This is a genomic window from Chitinophaga sp., from assembly GCF_036569125.1.
Lineage (GTDB): Bacteria > Bacteroidota > Bacteroidia > Chitinophagales > Chitinophagaceae > Chitinophaga.
In genome coordinates, this window is record NZ_DATCRF010000429.1 from 14,705 (window position 1) to 33,130 (window position 18,426).

The following is an 18,426-nucleotide window of genomic DNA, read 5'->3' on the forward strand; positions in this document are numbered from 1 at the left end:
CGCGCTCCGTGGTTGATCCTACCGTTTCCATTTTACATTAGCAAGATATTTAAATTGTTTTGAATATTCTCACTCCGTTTAGTCATTTTTGTTAGGGAAAACAAAGGGCGGCACGTTAACCATTGGACTTCAAAGCATAGGCACAGAAAAAAAAATCAAAATTTTTATTAACAGATTGATGTGTAAAAACACACCGGGCTCACCCGCCAGGAGCCTTGCCAGCAGATGAAAGCAGCCGGAACTGTAATAATGCGGCAGCTGCAAGTTTACGAAAGTGATTGAAAGCGACCACACTATGAACCTTCCTGATCCCAATTGTTGTTAAATCACCAAAAAACCTACTTACGTAAATCTTTTTCAGCAGCGCTCAGGGAATCTCTATCCGCTTGAAGATCAGGCCTGTATTGTTTTAGCTGGATTTAACAGGGTAGCGCTGTTGCGTGCTTACGCAAATAAAGAAGCGTAAATGCTTCATTTCCATTGCAGCTTAACCGGTTACGTTTATGCTTAAAGGTGTAATTTCACTTAACAATTCATTAACAAGTCATTAAGAATTCAGGCGTGCAGAATTAGTTAACTTAATAGAAGAGGTTCTCTAAACTATTTTATAGCTATTCCTGTTAAACCATTAGACCATAAAGACACACTCCATTGTATGCATTAAATGCAATTGTTTGTTTGATAAACTGATGTGCCATGTCCTTACACTTAACTTGCCCGCGTAACCCGGTTTATGCCTGGAGAAAACGAGTGATCACCCGCATGACTAAACGTTGCTGTTTACCGTATAGGGGTGATAGTTAGTACTCCTGCGTTACATAATCCTGATCATATCCGTCTTTTACATAGCAACCCTCTCATATGGATCAAAATACCGTTACACACACGTACATCATGCGTGTTATCCAAAAGCTCCGTTCACTACGCCGCAAAAAGGAATACTCGCAGGAGTATATGGCTTTTATGCTGAATATTTCTCAAAATGCATATAGCCGTTTGGAGAATGGTAAAACACCGCTTACCATTCATCGCCTGTTCGAGATCTGTGATCTGCTGAAAGTAAAACCGGCAGAGTTCTTAGGCCCGGATGTACTGGGCTGATGCCTTAACGGCGTAAACGGATTGTTTTCACCTGCCCTGCTTTAATCAGCAAACTATGTGTGCTGTAAGGCTTTTTATGCATGAAAAAGGCCGGGAAAACCCGGCCTTTGCGGTTATGTCATAGGATGGCTACAACGGAAGATTTTCGTGTGCCAATACATTCTCAAACAGTCATTAATAACTGCAGTACCATAATCGGCGTGCTGTTACCAGCATAATATTTTTGATAGTGATAAATAGCCTGGTTGACGGGTGTACCTCGTGCTGCCTGTAAGTTACAACGGGAATAGGCAATGGTCTTATCGGGGAGCAACGGGTATTCATACAATGACTTTCACAACGGGATCAGCAAATATTTATGCTTATAAAGTTGACAATTATTTTTTCATTTTCCTAAACGTATAGTGGTTAAAGTATGCCTGTAGGTTTTAACCTCTGGCGGAAATAAAGATCCCGTTGCAGCTACGCCACAACGGGATCCATGCCTTTATAAAGTAACTTTTAATTCAAAGAGGGATCAATAGGGAAGTTGGCCATAATGGCAAAATTGTTCCCTAAATTCTTCAGCGATTGCTGCCAGATGTTTTGTTCCTTTTCATCAAAAATAAGGGCCGTATCGCTCTCCGATAAGATCCAGGATTTTTCGTTGAACTCATTCACCAGCTGCCCGCTGCTCCAGCCGCTGTAACCGATAAAGAACTTGATCCTGCTCAGATCCAGCCGTCCTTCATTCAGCAGCGATACTACATTCTCAAAACGGCCGCCCCAGTAAATGCCGGGAATGATCTCAAAACCACCATCTATAAGATCCGGCTGCTGGTGTACAAAGTGGATCGTATCCATTTGCACCGGGCCGCCAAAGAACACGGGAATGTTAGGCACCAGCACTTCAGGCACCAGCTCATCCAGCGTTTGATCAAACAGCTTATTGATCACGAAACCAAAACTGCCCTTATCCTGGTGTTCACAAAGTAATACCACGGTGCGTGCAAAGTTCGGATCTTTCAGAAAGGGATCAGCTATGAGTAAAATTCCGGGAGCAAGGGACACCATACGCAACAATTTTGATCACTAAAATAAATTTAACCAATTTTGATTGGAAATGAAATAGCTATAATAAAAAAAGGAGGCTAGAAAGCCTCCTTACCATTTTATCAACCAAAATCTAAATCGCTTATGGAACGAAATCCACGTCGATGTATGTAGAAAGTTTAATTATTCAATTTTGTCTCTGGTATCTACTTTACAAATTTGATACCAGTTTATACAGCAAAGGTAAGTAAAGAAGCAATAAAAAATGCAGCGGTACGCAGTTAAAATTACGTTAAAGTGATAGTGTTTTGTTAAAAAGAAGCTGCTGAACGGGTTACGTGCTCTAATTTTGTATTATCGTTGCTATAGCAATAATTGTTTTTGACAGAATTTAAGACACTTAATATTATCTTAGAAAGTTACAAATCAGATACTTGCTTATTTAAGTTTTTACAAAATACATGCTACCGTTAAAGAAAACATTTCCGATCATCGTTGTGCTTATCACCCTTTCGCTGCTGGGTATTATTGTAATACAGGTCAGCTGGATCCGCAATGCGGCCATTTTGCGCAAAGAGCAGATGGAGCAGCGTTTCCTCAATGTGCTGATGAATGTGCGCGATGAAATGGTGCGCCGCCAGGCCCCGCCCATCCGGTTTAAAATGGGAGGCACTGCCCTGAGCAAAGGGGCGGATAACAGCTTTACCCTCGAAAGATATGAGCTGAGTAATATAACCGTAGACGTAAGCGACCGCTTTACAACCGACGAAGTAGAGCAATTGATAGACAGTATATTACATAAGCAAAAACTGGATACGGATATTGACTTCGGCATTGTGGGCAGAAGCAGCTTAAGCAACGACAAGATTGTTGTAAAGCTGCAGTCGGCGCACTTTTCCGATCATATGAACCTGGCCAATAAGGACACCCTGGATTATTCCATACAAAGTGTTCCCCTCGTCAGCAGCCTCGATCTGTTGACGGACCGCACCGAATTGTTGTATATTATATTCCCCAACAATAACCTCTCCATCCTGCGCTGGCTGGGATGGGTAATAGCCGGTTGTGTACTGTTTACACTAATCATAGTCACTGCCTTTGCCCTTACTATCCGGACCTTGCTGAACCAGAAAAAGCTATCGGAAATAAAATCAGACTTCATCAATAACATGACGCATGAGCTGAAAACCCCGCTGGCTACCATTTCCCTGGCAATAGACGCCATTGGCAACCATAAGGTGATGGATAATAAGGAAAAGATCCAGTACTTCTCCGGCATCATTAAAGAAGAGAATAAACGCATGAATAAACAGGTGGAAAGCATTCTGCAATCTGCCCTGCTGGAAAAGAACGAAATAGGCCTGAACCTGCAGGTGCTGGATGTGCATGAGGTGATACAGCATACCGTGGATAACCTGCAGCTGCAAATGGCTTCCAAGAACGGGCGGGTGGAGCTGCGGCTGGATGCTATCAACCCTATCATTAAAGCAGATGATGTGCATTTTTCCAACGTGATCTTTAACCTGCTGGATAATGCCATCAAGTACTCCAAGCAGCACCTGGAAGTAATGATCAGCACCTATAACACCCGCAAAAGCATTGTGATCACCATTTCAGATAATGGCATTGGTATGAGCCGGGATACGATTTCGCGTATCTTTGAAAAATTTTACCGCGCCCATACCGGTAACGTGCATAACGTAAAAGGTTTTGGCCTGGGCCTCAGCTACGTAAAAGCCATTGTGGATGCCCACAAAGGCAAAATAAAGGTAGATAGCGCTTTGGGCAAGGGCAGCAAATTCACTTTAGAATTTCCGCAGGAGTAGGCTCAATGCTTAACGCCGAATGCTGAACGCTGTTTGCGTTTTGTTGCAGGCGCAGCATCATGAGCTTTAGCATTAAACGTAGCATTCAGCATTTAGCATTTATAGCATGGCATTAACAGAGAAAGAAATACAACACTTCCGGCACCCCATAGCCGTACCCGGTATGGGCCTGGCTATGCAGGAAAAACTTAAAGCATCCAGGGTATTGGTAATAGGGGCCGGTGGCCTGGGATGCCCGGTGATACAATATCTCAGCGCCAGTGGCATTGGTGTGATAGGCATTGCAGACTATGGCGTGATCACGGATGAGGATATGTACCGCCAGCCCATTTACCAGATGCAGGACCTGCGTAAGCATAAAGCTAAAATGGCCTCCAGCCGTTTATGGGCCACTAATCCTTTCACGAAGCATTATCCTTTGCTGGTGCAGATAAAACCGGAAAATGTGGTGCAGCTGATCACTGAAATGGACCTGGTGATTGACTGCTCCCAGCATATACCCACCCACCTGGTGGTGAACGATGCCTGTGTGCTGCATGAAAAACCGTTTGTGATAGGGGAGGTGCATAACTGGGTGTCATGGTGGGCAGGATATAACATCCCGCAGCCGGATGGCGCGCCCTCTGCCTCTTACCGCTGCAGCGCCGCCCTCACGGAAACCTACCGCAATTTCGACGCAGGGGCCATGGGCGTTACCCACGGCGCTACCGGTTTGCTGATGGTGAATGAAATACTGAAATACCTGGTAGCGGTACCGGATGGCCTTGTAAATAAGCTATACAGCATGGATTACCTGCACAACCAGTTCAGAAGTCATAACCTTACACCGGATAGGGATCTGATCGCCCAAACGAAAGCAGCAGGCATTTTAACCGCTGAAGACTATGGATTGGAGATTGTGCCGGATGTGGAGGATTAATTAACAATTAAGAATGAATAATTAATAATAGTGGTCACTGGCATTTCAACGTAAAACCAGCCTTCATGATTATTAATTATTCATTCTTCATTATTAATTCTATTTGGCCGTATAAAGCGTACTGCCTTTAGCGCCTACCTTTAGCTGGTGTTTTACTCCCAGCCGCAGGGCATAATTCTCCACCTGGTGCCCGGAGGGAAAGTCGTAGCACACGGGGTATTTGTAATCTTTTACGATATTCTGGATGATCTCAAATTCGTTCTGACCAAAAGGGGTAGTGGTTTCCTTGCCATCTACAAAAGCGCCTACTACCAGGCCTGCCAGCTTGTCCAGCCAGCCGGCGCGTTTCAGGTTGTACATCATACGGTCCACATTGTAGCGGTACTCACTGATGTCCTCCAGCAGCAGGATCTTGCCCTTAGTGTCAATTTGTGACCTGGTGCCCGACAGGTTGGCCAGCAATGACAAATTACCGCCTACCAGCACACCGCTGGCTTCCCCGGGGCGGTTCAGCTCATGCGGGGCCGCAGCATATTTATAGGCTTTGCCGCGCAGCGCCTGGTGAAGGCTGTCCACATACACATTTTCCGCAGTGGCTTCAGTAATGCCGCTGCACATCAGGGAGTGCAGGGTGGCAATACCATACCGGTGTTGTACATGGGTGTGCAGGGTAGTAATATCACTATAGCCGCACAGCCACTTGGGATGCTTGCGGAAGCGGGTAAAATCCAGCTTATCCAGCAGGCAGATCATTCCATAACCGCCACGGCCAAATACAATCGCTTTTATTTCCGGGTCGTCCAGCATGGACTGCAGCTCTTCCAGCCGCAGCTCGTCCGGGGCGGAAAAATTATGGAAGCTGGTGCCTACGGTAATGCCCAGGTGCACCTGGTAGCCCCAGGAGCTGATCACACCGGCCGCATATTCTGCTGCAGCCAGCTCCATTTTACTACTGCTGCAGGTAATGCCTATAAGATCGCCTTTCTTCAGATAAGGGGGAATTTTCATCATTCTAATGCGCTTTATTTACCTTTGCGGACTGGTTTGCCGGTTTACGCTTCCCTCATAAAAAGCAGGAGGTATGTTTTGGAAAACAGTTCCACCGGAAACTTCAGTCCAAAATAAATCAATAAACCAGAAAACAAACAAACCTTCAAACATTTAAGTATTGTTTAAACGGATATGGCAAAATTTAATAGATATTTAATAACAGCTGCGTTACCCTATGCTAACGGGCCGGTGCACATTGGTCACCTGGCGGGCTGTTATTTACCCGCGGATATTTACGTACGTTACCTGCGTGCAAAAAAAGCCGATGTAAAGTTCATTGGCGGAACAGATGAACATGGCGTGCCCATTACCATCAAAGCCATGCAGGAGAACGTAACCCCGCAGGATATTGTAGACAAGTATTACAAGATCATCAACGAAAGTTTTGCGGAGATGGGAATATCCTTTGATATTTTCTCCCGTACCTCGCGCCAGGTGCATCATGAAACTGCCGCCGCTTTTTTCCTGAAAATGTATAACGACGGCCGCTTTGAAGAAAAAGAAAGTGAGCAGTATTTTGACGAGGTTAAACAGATGTTCCTGGCCGACCGCTACATTGTGGGCACCTGTCCCGTGTGCGGCAATGACCGGGCCTATGGCGATCAGTGTGAGCGCTGCGGTACTTCCCTGAGCCCGGAAGAGCTTATCAATCCCCGCTCTGCCCTGAGCGATGCCGTGCCCGTGAAAAAGAAGACCAAGCACTGGTACATGCCCCTGCAGGACTATGAGCCCTGGTTAAGGGAATGGCTGCTGGAAGGCCATAAAGAGTGGAAGAATAACGTATACGGCCAATGTAAAAGCTGGCTGGATAACGGCCTGCAAAGCCGCGCCATGACGCGCGACAGCAACTGGGGCATTAAAGTGCCGCTGCCCGATGCCGAAGGCAAAGTGCTGTACGTATGGTTTGATGCGCCTATTGGTTACATTTCCGCCACCAAAGAGCTAACGCCCAACTGGGCCGATTACTGGTGTAAGGACGATACCAAGCTGGTACACTTCATAGGCAAGGATAACATCGTGTTCCACTGTATTATTTTCCCGGCCATGTTAAAGGCCCATGGCGGTTTTGTAGTGCCGGAAAATGTACCTGCCAACGAGTTCCTGAATATTGAGGGCGAGAAAGTATCCACCTCCCGCAACTGGGCCGTGTGGGTACATGAGTACGTGAAGGATTTTCCCGATCAGCAGGATGTGCTGCGCTATGTATTATGCAGCACTGCACCGGAAACAAAGGATAACGATTTTACCTGGAAAGATTTCCAGGACCGTAATAACAACGAGCTGGTAGCTATTTTCGGCAACTTCATTAACCGTACCATGGTGCTGATGCACAAATTATGCAACGGTAAAGTGCCTGCTTTCCATGCCGATGTAAAAGATGCAAAGGATGATGCGTTAATAAACGCATTGCAGGAAGCCAAACAGAAAATAGAAGATGCGCTGGAGAATTTCCGCTTCCGCGATGCCCTGCAGGAAATGATGAATGCAGCCCGTGAAGGCAACCGTTACTTACAGGAAAAACAACCCTGGATCCTGGCTAAAACGCCGGAGCTGCAGGCGGAAAATCAAAAGCTGATAGATAACTGTTTGCACCTGTGTTTACAGCTCACCGCCAACCTGGCTATTTTCAGTAATCCCTTTTTGCCGTTCACCGCTAAAAAGATCTGCCATATGCTGAAAGTGGTAGACCGTATGCTGGAATGGGAAAATGCCGGCAGCCTGAAGCTGGTGAGCGTAGGTTATAGCCTGCGTCCGCCGGAGCTGTTGTTCAAAAAGGTGGAAGATGAGCAGGTGAAAGCGCAGGTAGACAAGCTGCATGCAGGTTTGAAAAAGTCTGCTGCTGTTACTACGCCTGCCACACCGCCGCCTGCACCGGTGGCGCCGCCCAAAGCAGAGATCCAGTTCGATGATTTCGCCAAGCTGGACCTGCGTGTAGGTACTATTATACAGGCCGAAAAAGTGGAGAAGGCCGATAAGCTGTTAAAGCTGTTAGTTGATCTTGGTACGGAAAAACGTACAGTCGTTTCCGGTATTGCCATGCACTTTAAGCCGGAAGATATTGTAGGCAAGCAGGTAACGCTGGTAGCCAACCTGGCCCCCCGCAAAATGAGAGGTATTGAAAGTCAGGGTATGATCCTGATGGCAGAGGATAACGGGAAGCTGGTGTTTGTGAACCCGGCAGAGATGGTGAGCCCGGGTAGCGGGGTAAGCTGAAAATAGCTGTTAGCTATTAGCCATTAGCTGTTAGTCTTTAGCTTTTAGAAAAGCCAATGTAAGCTGCTTACATTGGCTTTTTTGTTATCTTCATTAAAACTGCTCCCATGAGGAATTTTAGAAATCTCCACGTTTGGCAAAAATCTATGGAACTAAGCGTAGAAATATATAAAATCACTCAGCTCTTTCCTTCAGAAGAAAAATTTTGTCTTGTTACTCAATTAAGGAGGGCGGCCATTTCTATTGCAAGTAATATAGCAGAGGGGTGTGCAAAATCAACAGATGCACATTTTCGAAGATTCCTGGAAGATGCAATAGGATCAGCCTTTGAAATAGAAAGCCAGTTGCTGATAACAAGTAAGGTATATGATACCTTAAAGGAAAAAACAGAAAAAATTTTCCCGTTGATCAATGAAGTGCAAAAAATGCTAAATTCATTAATCGAAAAGTTAAAGAGTAACCGCACAAATGGCTAACTGCCAATGGCTAAAAGCTAAAAGCTATGAAAAGACACATTAATAAAATTGCCGTCCTTGGTTCCGGTGTAATGGGTTCCCGTATTGCCTGCCACTTTGCCGGCATTGGAGTGCAGGTGTTATTACTGGACATTGCCCCTAAAGAACCCAACGCAGCCGAGCAGGCTAAAAAGTTAACCCTGGACAGCCCCGTTGTGAAAAACCGTATTGTAAATGAAGCCCTGCAATCCGTACTCAAATCAAACCCTTCACCGGTATTTACAAAAGATGTGGTAAAACGCATTCAAACCGGCAACTTTACAGATGATATGCCCCGCATAGCCGATTGCGATTGGGTAATAGAAGTAGTAGTAGAAAACCTGGACATTAAACGTTCCGTATTTGAACAGGTTGAAAAATACCGCAAGCCCGGCACCTTCATCACCTCCAACACATCCGGCATTCCCATTCATTTAATGACAGAAGGCCGGAGTGATGATTTCAAAAAATATTTCTGCGGTACACACTTCTTCAATCCTCCGCGGTACCTGCGTTTGCTGGAGATCATTCCCACCCCGCATACCGATCCGGAAGTAATAGATTTTCTCATGCATTACGGTGACCTGTATTTAGGTAAAACCACCGTACTGTGTAAAGATACACCGGCCTTTATAGCCAACAGGATAGGCGTGTTCTCTATCATGGCCATCTTCCACATTATGCAGGAGATGAGCTTAAGCATTGATGAAATAGATGCGCTCACCGGCCCGGTAATAGGCCGGCCCAAATCCGCCACTTTCCGTACCGCTGATGTAGTAGGTATTGATACGCTGGTAAAAGTAGCCAAAGGCGTGGCGGATAACTGTCCGCAGGATGAGGCGCGTAAGATCTTTGAGATCCCGCCTTTCCTGCAAAAAGTAGTGGAGAACAACTGGCTGGGCGATAAGACCGGTCAGGGTTTTTATAAAAAAACTAAAGGGGAAGGCGGTAAGGAGATCCTCACGCTGAACCTGCAAACCATGGAATACGGCCCTAAGCAGCGGCCTAAGTTTGGCAGCATTGAAGCCGCCAAACCCATAGAGGACCTGAAACAGCGCATTCGTATGCTGAACGCGGCTACGGATAAAGCCGGACAGTTCTACCAGTTATTCCATGCGCAGCTGTTTTCGTATATCTCTCACCGTATCCCGGAAATAGCAGATGATATTTACAAGGTGGATGATGCTATGAAAGCCGGCTTTGGCTGGGAGATAGGCGCCTTTGAAACCTGGGACCTGCTGGGCGTGGAAGCCACGGTAAAGGCCATGGAAGAAAAAGGCTTTGCACCGGCCGCCTGGGTGAAAGAGATGCTGGCTAAAGGCATCAAAGCTTTTTATAAAGTAGAGAACGGCAAAAAATATTATTACGAAGTAGCTACCCAGGCCTACAAGCTGGTGCCGGGAGCCGAGACCTTTATCATCCTCGAAAACCTGAGCAATAACGTGGTGTGGAAGAACAGCGCCTGCAATCTGTATGACCTGGGCGATGGAGTAGTAGGGCTGGACTGGAAAACCAAGATGAACACCATTGGCGGCGAAGTGCTGGAAGGCGTGAACAAAGCCATAGACCGCGCAGAAAAAGATTTTCGCGGGCTGGTGATCGGCAATGATGGCGCTAACTTTTCTGCCGGCGCCAACGTAGGCATGATCTTTATGCTGGCAGCAGAGCAGGAGTATGATGAGCTGGATATGGCTGTGCGCCTGTTCCAGAAAACCACTATGCGTATCCGTTATTCATCCATACCGGTAGTATTGGCGCCGCATGCGCTTACCCTGGGCGGTGGTTGTGAAATGTGCCTGCATGCAGATAAGGTGCAGGCAGCTGCAGAAACCTACATCGGCCTGGTAGAGCTGGGGGTTGGTTTAATTCCCGGTGGCGGCGGTACCAAAGAAATGGCTGTACGCGCCAGTGATGAGTTTAAAGAAGGCCGTATTGAGGAAGAGCCGTTAAAAGACCGCTTTATGACCGTAGCCATGGCTAAAGTGGCTACCGCCGCGCATGAAGCCTATGACCTGGGCATTCTGCGCCCCGGTAAAGATGAAATTACCATGAACCTGAGCCGCCTGATCGCCGATGCCAAGCGCAGTGTGATCACACTGGCGGATGAAGGATATACCCGCCCGCAGGAAAGAAAAGATGTAAAAGTGCTGGGCCGCACGGCGCTGGGCGCTTTGCTGGCCGGCATTAATGCTATGCAGGTAGGGAAATATATTTCAGCGCATGATGCCAAAATAGGCGCTAAGCTGGCTTATGTAATGTGCGGGGGCGACCTGAGCGAAACCTCCCTGGTAAGTGAGCAATACCTGCTGGACCTGGAGCGGGAGGCCTTTTTAAGCCTGGCTGCCGAACGTAAAACACTGGAACGCCTGCAAAGTGTTATTAAAACCGGTAAACCCATCAGAAATTGATCTTAGATTTACGATCTGCGATTTTAGATTTGATCACAGGCTACCGTCAGCACGCTCGAATCTAAGATCGTAAATCTAAAATCGTAAATCCGCATATGTCCATCCTCTCTCTTCAGAACATTTCCAAACGATATGGGGCTATACAGGCACTTTCAGGCGTTAGCTTTGAAGTGCCCAAAGGCGCAGTGTTTGGTATCCTGGGACCTAACGGTAGCGGCAAAACGACGTTGCTGGGTATTGTTACCGATGTATTAAAAGCAGATACCGGTACTTTTACCCTGCTGGATGCGCCGGCCACGGCCCGCCAGCGGCAGCGTATAGGCACCCTGCTGGAAACGCCCAACTTTTACCACTACCTGTCGGCCTATCAGAACCTGCAGGTAGCCGCCTCTATTAAACAACAGTCCGGGCAGGATATACCACGTGTGCTGGACATTGCAGGCTTAACGGCCCGGCAGCACTCCCGTTTCAAAACCTATTCCCTGGGTATGAAACAGCGGCTGGCCATTGCATCCGCCATGCTGGGCGATCCGGAAGTGCTGATCCTGGATGAGCCAACCAATGGCCTGGACCCCGCCGGTATTGCAGAAGTACGGCAGCTGATCCAGCAGCTGGCGCAAACGGGTAAAACCATTATACTGGCCAGCCACCTGCTGGATGAGGTGGAAAAGGTATGTACCCATGTGGCCATCCTGCAAAAAGGAAAGCTGCTGTTATCAGGCCCGGTGAACCAGGTGCTTGTGCGGGAAGATTTTGTGGAGCTTTCCTGCAGCGATAATACAAAGCTGATGTCTGTCATTAGCCAGCACCCTGCCTTTGATCATATTATCTCCAGCCAGGAGCATTTACAGGTGGTGTTCAAACAACCGGTAGACCCGGCAACGCTGAATGCCTGGTGTGCCGATCAGGGCCTTTGGCTCAACCATTTGTATACACGCAAACAAAGCCTCGAAAAAGCTTTCCTGCAAATCACCAACAACTAACGTACATGCTGCATCTGATACGTACTGAATGGCTGAAAATAAAGCCCTACCGCGCCTTTTGGGTAATGGTGGGCCTGGCGGTGGCCATTATCCCGGCAGGCAATTATATTGCCGCAGAGATCACCAGCCAGATCGTGAGCAAAACCAAGGAGCTGATTGCGGTAGCGCCGTATGACTTTCCCCTGATCTGGCAAAGCATTGCGAATGTGAACAGCTATATGACTGCGCTGTTCGCCATTCCAATGATCATATTGGTCACCAATGAATTTACCTATAAAACCCACCGGCAAAATATTATTGACGGATGGGAACGGCGTGAGTTTGTGCTGGCAAAGCTTTTCTGGTGGCTTGCACTGAGCCTGCTGGCTTTTTTAACCACTGTTATTACTGCGCTGGTGCTGGGGTTGGCCTATGGCGCCCATCCGCTCAGCTTTGAGAATTTTGAATATCTTTTCTATTACCTGCTGCAGGTGCTGTTATCACTGGGCATTGCCACCCTGATAGCTGTGCTGGTACGCCGCTCCGGCCTGGCCATTGTGCTGTACCTGTGTTATATTATGATCGTGGAACAGGTGCTGGTATTGGTGCTTAAACGCAATTTTGGCGAAATAGGCGGCCTGCTGCCCCTGCAAACAGGCGACGAGCTGATACCCTTCCCGGTAATTGGTAAGCTGATGAACAATGCAGACCATTATGATGATGGAGTTTACCTGCTCGTGTTATGTTTATACATTGGGTTAATGATCTTCCTGGTTTTCAGAAGAATGCTGAAAACAGATTATTAACATAAAATGTGATAATACATGCTAAATTTGTAACAAGTAAAAAAAGCGGAACGTGGAAACAGACGAAAAGATCATACTGGTCACCAACGATGATGGCATAACAGCGCCGGGCATACATGCGTTAATAGAAGCGGTGCGCCCGCTGGGTAAAGTAGTGGTGGTAGCGCCTGACAGCCCGCAATCAGGCAAGGGACACGCCATTACCATTGGGGTACCTTTACGCCTGAACCAGGTGGAGCAGTTTGAAGGGATAGAGGCCTGGCAATGTTCCGGTACCCCGGTAGATTGTGTAAAGCTGGCCCGCGACAAAATACTGCACCGCAAACCGGACATTTGTGTGAGTGGCATTAATCATGGCGCCAATCACTCCATCAATATTATCTACTCCGGCACTATGTCGGCCGCTATGGAGGCCGCCATTGAAGGCATTCCCTCCATTGGCTTCTCGTACCTGGACTACAGCTTTGCCGCTGATTTTACACTGAGCAAGCAGGTAGCGTATGATGTAACGAAGAAATTGCTGGAAAGCGACGTATCACCCAACACCCTGTTTAACGTTAATATACCGGTGATAGCCGATACCCGCGAGTTCAAAGGCATTAAGATATGCAGGCAGGCCAACGCCAAGTATGTGGAAGCATTTGATGAGCGCCGCGACCCGCACGGTAAAAAATATTACTGGCTTACCGGTGAGTTCAAGAATATGGATCCCGGAGAAGATACGGATGTATGGGCGCTGGAAAATAACTATGCTTCACTGGTACCCGTGCAGTTTGACCTGACGCATTACCGGATGAAGGAGGAGATGGAAAAAACGTGGAAGTTGTAAAGCACATTAGCATATCGTCATATGAATTATGTTATGTTCAAGAAAGACAATTTACCCCTGGGCATTATGCTGGGCTTACTAACACCTATTGTTGGTTTCTTCCTGTATTACCTGCTCATACTTTTTAAGCAGCATATAGGGCTGGGGGAATTTATTACCATCCTCAGCACCAACCGGCAAATGATCCCCAAAGTAATTAGTATTTGCCTGCTGCTGAATGGCCTGGTGTTTTACCTGTACACCCGCAACAGAAGGGATATTACCGCCAAAGGTATTTTCCTGGTAACTATGCTGTATGCCATCACCATTTTGCTGCTGAAGTTAGTTCACGGATAAGATTTAATTACGAATTATTCAATTACGAATTACGAATTGAGTACTACGCGATGTAATAGTGCTAATTACGAAGACATACGAAAATGACTATTATAAGGCAATCTCCGCTGCATTTTAATTCGTAATTGAATAATTCGTAATTAACAATTGTTCTACTTTTGCCACATGAAATATTACCTCATAGCCGGCGAAGCCTCCGGCGACCTGCATGGCAGTAACCTCATCCGGCAAATGAAACAGCTGGATACGGCAGCGGATATACGTTGCTGGGGCGGTGACCTGATGCAGCAGGCCGGCGGCCATGTAGTAAAACATTACCGCGACCTGGCTTTTATGGGTTTTGTGGAAGTGGCCATGAACCTGCGTACCATTCTCCGTAATATGGACCGCTGCAAGGAAGATATCAAAGCCTTTCAGCCGGATGTGCTGGTGCTTATTGACTACCCCGGTTTTAACCTGCGCATTGCAGAATGGGCTAAAAAAGAAGGTTATAAGATCGTTTACTATATCTCGCCCCAGGTATGGGCCTGGAAAGAAAGCCGGGTGAAAAAAATAAAGGAGTGTGTAGATAAGATGATAGTGATCCTGCCCTTTGAACAGGACTTTTACCGGAAATGGCAGTACGAAGTGGAGTTTGTAGGCCATCCGCTGGTAGAGGTGATCAAAGCAGAAAAAGCAAAACCCGCAGCAGTATCTTTTTCAGACAAACCCATCATAGCCATATTGCCCGGCAGCCGTAAGCAGGAGGTAAGCATCAAACTGCCCATTATGCTTACCATGGCCAAATATTTTCCGGAATACCAGTTTGTAATAGCCCAGGCCCCCAGCCTGGACGATGAGTTTATACAGGGGCTTATTGGCCAGCATCCCAATGTAACCACCGTAAAAAATCAAACCTATGCTTTGCTGCGGCAGGCACAGGCCGCGCTGGTCACCTCCGGTACCGCTACCCTGGAAACCGCCCTGTTCGGGGTACCTGAAGTAGTGTGCTACAAAGGCAGCGCCATCTCTTACTTTTTTGCAAAACGCCTCATTAAGGTAAAATACATTTCGCTGGTGAACCTGGTAATGGATAAGCCGGTAGTGAAGGAATTGATCCAGAACGAGCTAACAGAAGAGAACCTGCTGAAAGCCCTGACCCTGCTGTTGAAGGACGAACAAACCCGGCAGCAGATGCAGACGGATTATGCCGCTTTATGGAGCCGCCTGGGAGAACGTAACGCCTCCCGCCTGGCAGCTGAGATCATTGTTAAATGTGCGGATGTGCAGATATGAAAATGTGCAGATGCTGGGCTGGGCTTCGCTTTAATTCATTTGCACATCTGCACATCTGCATATTTGCACATCTCTTATCGTTTTATCAGCTTTATCAGCATAATGATCAGCGCGATCAGGAACAGTAAAATGGAGATCCGGTTCATGCCGTGCATCATAGCCACATAACGCGTTTTCGGCGCCCCGGGATCTTTTTTGCCAATATACAGGTATCGTAATATTTGCTGCCAGATACTTTTCATAAGGCAAAGATACAGCTCCCACCGTATTATAACCGTTGATAATATGCTATGCAAAACAGGTAAAGAACTGTAAGGGAATAGTGCTAATATTTGTTATTTTGTTCCCCAAAGTCATATACCTATCACTCACACCACAAATATTATCATGCGCAAATTATGGATCACTGCCGCCGCCCTGTTGGCGCTGTTCACTGCACAGGCCCAGGAGCATGCGGAGCCGCCCTACGTACCTGAAACAGATCCGGCCGTACTGCAAAAGCTGGATGAATGGCAGGACTGGAAGTTTGGCCTGCTCATGCACTGGGGGCCCTACTCTCAATGGGGGGTAGTAGAATCCTGGAGTATTTGCCCGGAAGATGAAGGTTTTACCCAGCGCAAGCCATACGGCATTCCTTATTTTGAGTACCTGAAAAAATACGAGGAGCTGGGCAATACCTTTAACCCGGTGAAGTTTGACCCCTCCAAATGGGCCAAAGCCGCTAAAGATGCCGGCATGAAGTACCTGGTGTTCACCACCAAACACCACGATGGTTTCTGTATGTTTGATACCAAACAAACAGACTATCGCGTAACCGGCCCCCAATGCCCCTTTAGCAAAGATCCCCGTTCCAATATAGCCAAAGAGGTGTTTGAGGCATTCCGCGCGCAGGGCATTCATGCCGGGGCTTATTTCTCCAAGCCCGACTGGCATACGGAATATTACTGGTGGTCTTACTTTCCGCCCAAAGACCGTAACGTGAACTACGATATTACCAGATACCCCGAGCGCTGGGAAAAGTTTAAGAAATATACCTACGACCAGATAGAGGAGCTGATGACCGGGTATGGCAAGCTGGATATCCTTTGGCTGGACGGGGGCTGGGTACGTCCCCGGAAAACCCAAACCGCAGAATCACTTTCCTGGCTTAAAACACCTCCGCAGAACCAGGATATAAATATGGAGGGTATTACCAAAATGGCGCGGCAGCACCAGCCGGGCCTTATAGTGGTAGACCGCAGCGTGCACGGGCCTTTTGAAAACTACCGTACGCCGGAGCAGCAGATCCCCGAAAAGCCGCTGAGCTATCCCTGGGAAACCTGTATGACGATGGCCGGCTCCTGGTCTTATGTGCCGGATGATCATTACAAATCCGTAAACACTATTATTCACAATCTTGTAGACATTGTGGCCAAAGGCGGCAACTATCTGTTGAACGTAGGCCCCGGCCCGGATGGGGAGTTACATGATGCGGCCTATACCACTATGCATAATATCGGCCTGTGGATGCAGGTGAATGGGGATGCTATCTATGGCACCCGCGCCATAGCGCCCTATAAAGACGGGAAGGTATGTTTCACCACTAAAAAAGATGGCAGTGTATATGCAATATACCTGTTGGGTGAGAATGAAAAGCTGCCGGCCACCATTTCCTTTAAAGGCCTTACCCCCGCCAAAGGAGCCAAGATGATCATGCTGGGCGCTAAAGAAAAGTTAAGCTGGAAAAAAACAGGAGAGGTGGTAGAGATCAGCTTACCCGCTGCTATACAGGGCAAACCCTGGCAGCATGCCGTAGCCATCCGCATAGATCATGTATCGTAATAGTTAGGAAGCCTAATTATGAGATGCGCATGATATGATAATATAATTATTGTAAAAGCGCATCTCAATTAGTTAATTCGATTTTAATGGCTGTTAAAAAATTACTTGGAATAACGAATTATTAACGCGATGGCAACAATAAATTAACAATATTGCAGGTGTTACTATCCCCCGCATAGTAAAGCGAAGAACCTTATAACCATAAAGCTTTAACCATATCCCCATTGTTAATTTAAGATGAATCGTATCGCAAAAATATTGCTGGTTGATGATGACTACCAGTTCGGTGGCGTTGTCAAAAAGCATCTTGAATCAAAGGGGTTTGACGTAGTACTTTGTTTTGATGGCGAAATAGCCTGGAAGAAATTTCAGAAAGAGGACTTTGACCTGATCCTGCTGGATGTGATGATGCCGAAGAAAGATGGGTTTACCCTGGCACAGGAAATAAGGAAAAAAAACGGGCTGATCCCTATTCTTTTTATTACCTCCCGCAAACTGGACGAAGACCGCCTGGAAGGGTTCCGCCTGGGCGGCGATGATTATATTACCAAACCATTCAGCATCGATGAGCTGGTGGCAAGGATCAAGGTATTTTTAAAAAGGACCTTACCCCGGCCCCATAATGAACAAAATGAATTTACTTTAGGCAAACTAACTTTTAACTCGGAAAGCCTGCAGGTAAGAGATGAAAATGGTGTGCGCATAGGCGTAATTACCCCGCGGGAAGTAGCCCTGATCCGTTATTTTAAAGAGAACGCCAACCAGATCCTGAGGCGGGAAGAGATCCTGCTGAACGTTTGGGGCAAAGAGGGCTTCTTCAGTGGCCGCAGCATGGACGTTTTTATTACCCGCATGCGGAAACATTTCCGGGCCGATCCGCAAATACAATTGGAAACATTACACAATGTGGGATTTCGTTTAAATCTACCCGAGCAGGAAAATCATCAGGGACAACAGGAAGATCATAAAGAGCACTAAATACCTATACACTTAACATACAGGTGTTAAACCCAATATTTTTGTCATGAACTTTGAAAGAGGAGAACAATCCCACCGTCCACGGGTGGCGCAGAACCGTCCATCTTCACAAGGTGGTTATGGTGGCAACAGGGACCATGGAAACAGTTATAACCGGGGCAACCGGTTTAACCAGGGCAACAACCGGCCTGCACCCAAAAGACGATTCAACAAACCGCCCAGGCAGGAGAAAAAGATCTATTTCATAGCCCTTTTACCCACCGCAGAAGCAGGCAAGGAGATCATTCGCCTGAAGCAGGAATTTGCGGAACATTACGGGGCGCGTTTTGCGCTGAAGGTATTGCCACACATTACCCTGCAGGTGCCCTTTACCGC

17 protein-coding genes are annotated in these 18,426 nt (G+C 47.1%); 14 read left to right on the forward strand and 3 right to left on the reverse strand.

Annotated features, from left to right (window positions below; translation table 11 throughout):
* The first annotated feature begins 894 nt into the window (after positions 1–894).
* Positions 895–1,101, forward strand: a complete 207-nt coding sequence (locus VIM87_RS16000; RefSeq protein WP_162277439.1) for a helix-turn-helix domain-containing protein — start codon at positions 895–897, stop codon at positions 1,099–1,101.
* Positions 1,102–1,602: 501 nt separating this feature from the next.
* Here VIM87_RS16000 and VIM87_RS16005 read toward each other — a convergent pair.
* On the reverse strand, positions 1,603–2,154 hold the full coding sequence (locus tag VIM87_RS16005) for a YqgE/AlgH family protein (protein WP_331997964.1): 552 nt from the start codon (positions 2,152–2,154) through the stop codon (positions 1,603–1,605).
* A 440-nt stretch (positions 2,155–2,594) separates the two neighbouring features.
* On the opposite strand from VIM87_RS16005, the gene VIM87_RS16010 reads away from it, so the two are divergent.
* Together VIM87_RS16010 and VIM87_RS16015 are read left to right on the forward strand one after the other, a co-directional pair.
* Positions 2,595–3,959, forward strand: a complete 1,365-nt coding sequence (locus tag VIM87_RS16010) for a HAMP domain-containing sensor histidine kinase (protein WP_331997965.1) — start codon at positions 2,595–2,597, stop codon at positions 3,957–3,959.
* Positions 3,960–4,065: 106 nt separating this feature from the next.
* Positions 4,066–4,878 (forward strand): HesA/MoeB/ThiF family protein, encoded by an 813-nt coding sequence (locus VIM87_RS16015; RefSeq protein WP_331997966.1) that lies wholly within the window; start codon positions 4,066–4,068, stop codon positions 4,876–4,878.
* Between the two features lie 99 nt (positions 4,879–4,977).
* On the opposite strand, the gene VIM87_RS16020 is transcribed toward VIM87_RS16015, so the two are convergent.
* The gene (locus VIM87_RS16020) at positions 4,978–5,889 is read right to left on the reverse strand and encodes an LD-carboxypeptidase (protein WP_331997967.1); all 912 of its coding nucleotides are present in this window, start codon (positions 5,887–5,889) and stop codon (positions 4,978–4,980) included.
* 171 nt (positions 5,890–6,060) lie between these two features.
* On the opposite strand from VIM87_RS16020, the gene metG reads away from it, so the two are divergent.
* The 8 genes from metG to lpxB all read left to right on the forward strand — a co-directional run bounded on the left by metG (position 6,061) and on the right by lpxB (position 15,252).
* Complete coding sequence (gene metG, locus VIM87_RS16025; RefSeq protein ID WP_331997968.1) at positions 6,061–8,142, forward strand: methionine--tRNA ligase; 2,082 nt, start codon at positions 6,061–6,063, stop codon at positions 8,140–8,142.
* A 107-nt stretch (positions 8,143–8,249) separates the two neighbouring features.
* Positions 8,250–8,618, forward strand: coding sequence for a four helix bundle protein (locus tag VIM87_RS16030; RefSeq protein WP_331997969.1), 369 nt, complete (start codon positions 8,250–8,252; stop codon positions 8,616–8,618).
* Between the two features lie 26 nt (positions 8,619–8,644).
* Positions 8,645–11,044 carry a 3-hydroxyacyl-CoA dehydrogenase/enoyl-CoA hydratase family protein gene (locus VIM87_RS16035; RefSeq protein WP_331997970.1) on the forward strand — a complete coding sequence of 800 codons (2,400 nt, stop codon included), beginning with the start codon at positions 8,645–8,647 and terminating at the stop codon, positions 11,042–11,044.
* A 95-nt stretch (positions 11,045–11,139) separates the two neighbouring features.
* Positions 11,140–12,027: an ABC transporter ATP-binding protein gene (locus tag VIM87_RS16040; protein WP_331997971.1), complete on the forward strand. Its 888-nt coding sequence runs from the start codon at positions 11,140–11,142 to the stop codon at positions 12,025–12,027.
* A 5-nt stretch (positions 12,028–12,032) separates the two neighbouring features.
* Positions 12,033–12,812 (forward strand): ABC transporter permease, encoded by a 780-nt coding sequence (locus VIM87_RS16045; RefSeq protein WP_331997972.1) that lies wholly within the window; start codon positions 12,033–12,035, stop codon positions 12,810–12,812.
* A 52-nt stretch (positions 12,813–12,864) separates the two neighbouring features.
* On the forward strand, positions 12,865–13,641 hold the full coding sequence (gene surE / locus VIM87_RS16050; protein WP_331997973.1) for a 5'/3'-nucleotidase SurE: 777 nt from the start codon (positions 12,865–12,867) through the stop codon (positions 13,639–13,641).
* A gap of 33 nt (positions 13,642–13,674) precedes the next feature.
* Positions 13,675–13,977 (forward strand): hypothetical protein, encoded by a 303-nt coding sequence (locus VIM87_RS16055; protein ID WP_331997974.1) that lies wholly within the window; start codon positions 13,675–13,677, stop codon positions 13,975–13,977.
* Positions 13,978–14,142: 165 nt separating this feature from the next.
* Positions 14,143–15,252: a lipid-A-disaccharide synthase gene (gene lpxB, locus VIM87_RS16060; RefSeq protein WP_331997975.1), complete on the forward strand. Its 1,110-nt coding sequence runs from the start codon at positions 14,143–14,145 to the stop codon at positions 15,250–15,252.
* A 74-nt stretch (positions 15,253–15,326) separates the two neighbouring features.
* On the opposite strand, the gene VIM87_RS16065 is transcribed toward lpxB, so the two are convergent.
* Complete coding sequence (locus VIM87_RS16065; RefSeq protein WP_331997976.1) at positions 15,327–15,494, reverse strand: DUF6728 family protein; 168 nt, start codon at positions 15,492–15,494, stop codon at positions 15,327–15,329.
* A 145-nt stretch (positions 15,495–15,639) separates the two neighbouring features.
* On the opposite strand from VIM87_RS16065, the gene VIM87_RS16070 reads away from it, so the two are divergent.
* From VIM87_RS16070 to VIM87_RS16080, 3 genes are all read left to right on the forward strand, one after another.
* Positions 15,640–17,073, forward strand: a complete 1,434-nt coding sequence (locus VIM87_RS16070; protein ID WP_331997977.1) for an alpha-L-fucosidase — start codon at positions 15,640–15,642, stop codon at positions 17,071–17,073.
* Between the two features lie 237 nt (positions 17,074–17,310).
* On the forward strand, positions 17,311–18,051 hold the full coding sequence (locus VIM87_RS16075; protein ID WP_331997978.1) for a response regulator transcription factor: 741 nt from the start codon (positions 17,311–17,313) through the stop codon (positions 18,049–18,051).
* A gap of 46 nt (positions 18,052–18,097) precedes the next feature.
* Positions 18,098–18,426: 2'-5' RNA ligase family protein (locus VIM87_RS16080; protein WP_414649651.1), on the forward strand; the 329-nt coding region annotated here is incomplete at its 3' end.

What these genes read in the sequence shown, in the direction of transcription:
- VIM87_RS16000 (WP_162277439.1), top strand. Translation starts at nt 895, where the DNA reads ATGCGTGTTATCCAAAAGCTCCGTTCACTACGCCGCAAAAAGGAATAC.
- VIM87_RS16005 (WP_331997964.1), bottom strand. Translation starts at nt 2,154, where the DNA reads ATGGTGTCCCTTGCTCCCGGAATTTTACTCATAGCTGATCCCTTTCTG.
- VIM87_RS16010 (WP_331997965.1), top strand. Translation starts at nt 2,595, where the DNA reads ATGCTACCGTTAAAGAAAACATTTCCGATCATCGTTGTGCTTATCACC.
- VIM87_RS16015 (WP_331997966.1), top strand. Translation starts at nt 4,066, where the DNA reads ATGGCATTAACAGAGAAAGAAATACAACACTTCCGGCACCCCATAGCC.
- VIM87_RS16020 (WP_331997967.1), bottom strand. Translation starts at nt 5,889, where the DNA reads ATGATGAAAATTCCCCCTTATCTGAAGAAAGGCGATCTTATAGGCATT.
- metG (WP_331997968.1), top strand. Translation starts at nt 6,061, where the DNA reads ATGGCAAAATTTAATAGATATTTAATAACAGCTGCGTTACCCTATGCT.
- VIM87_RS16030 (WP_331997969.1), top strand. Translation starts at nt 8,250, where the DNA reads ATGAGGAATTTTAGAAATCTCCACGTTTGGCAAAAATCTATGGAACTA.
- VIM87_RS16035 (WP_331997970.1), top strand. Translation starts at nt 8,645, where the DNA reads ATGAAAAGACACATTAATAAAATTGCCGTCCTTGGTTCCGGTGTAATG.
- VIM87_RS16040 (WP_331997971.1), top strand. Translation starts at nt 11,140, where the DNA reads ATGTCCATCCTCTCTCTTCAGAACATTTCCAAACGATATGGGGCTATA.
- VIM87_RS16045 (WP_331997972.1), top strand. Translation starts at nt 12,033, where the DNA reads ATGCTGCATCTGATACGTACTGAATGGCTGAAAATAAAGCCCTACCGC.
- VIM87_RS16055 (WP_331997974.1), top strand. Translation starts at nt 13,675, where the DNA reads ATGTTCAAGAAAGACAATTTACCCCTGGGCATTATGCTGGGCTTACTA.
- lpxB (WP_331997975.1), top strand. Translation starts at nt 14,143, where the DNA reads ATGAAATATTACCTCATAGCCGGCGAAGCCTCCGGCGACCTGCATGGC.
- VIM87_RS16065 (WP_331997976.1), bottom strand. Translation starts at nt 15,494, where the DNA reads ATGAAAAGTATCTGGCAGCAAATATTACGATACCTGTATATTGGCAAA.
- VIM87_RS16070 (WP_331997977.1), top strand. Translation starts at nt 15,640, where the DNA reads ATGCGCAAATTATGGATCACTGCCGCCGCCCTGTTGGCGCTGTTCACT.
- VIM87_RS16075 (WP_331997978.1), top strand. Translation starts at nt 17,311, where the DNA reads ATGAATCGTATCGCAAAAATATTGCTGGTTGATGATGACTACCAGTTC.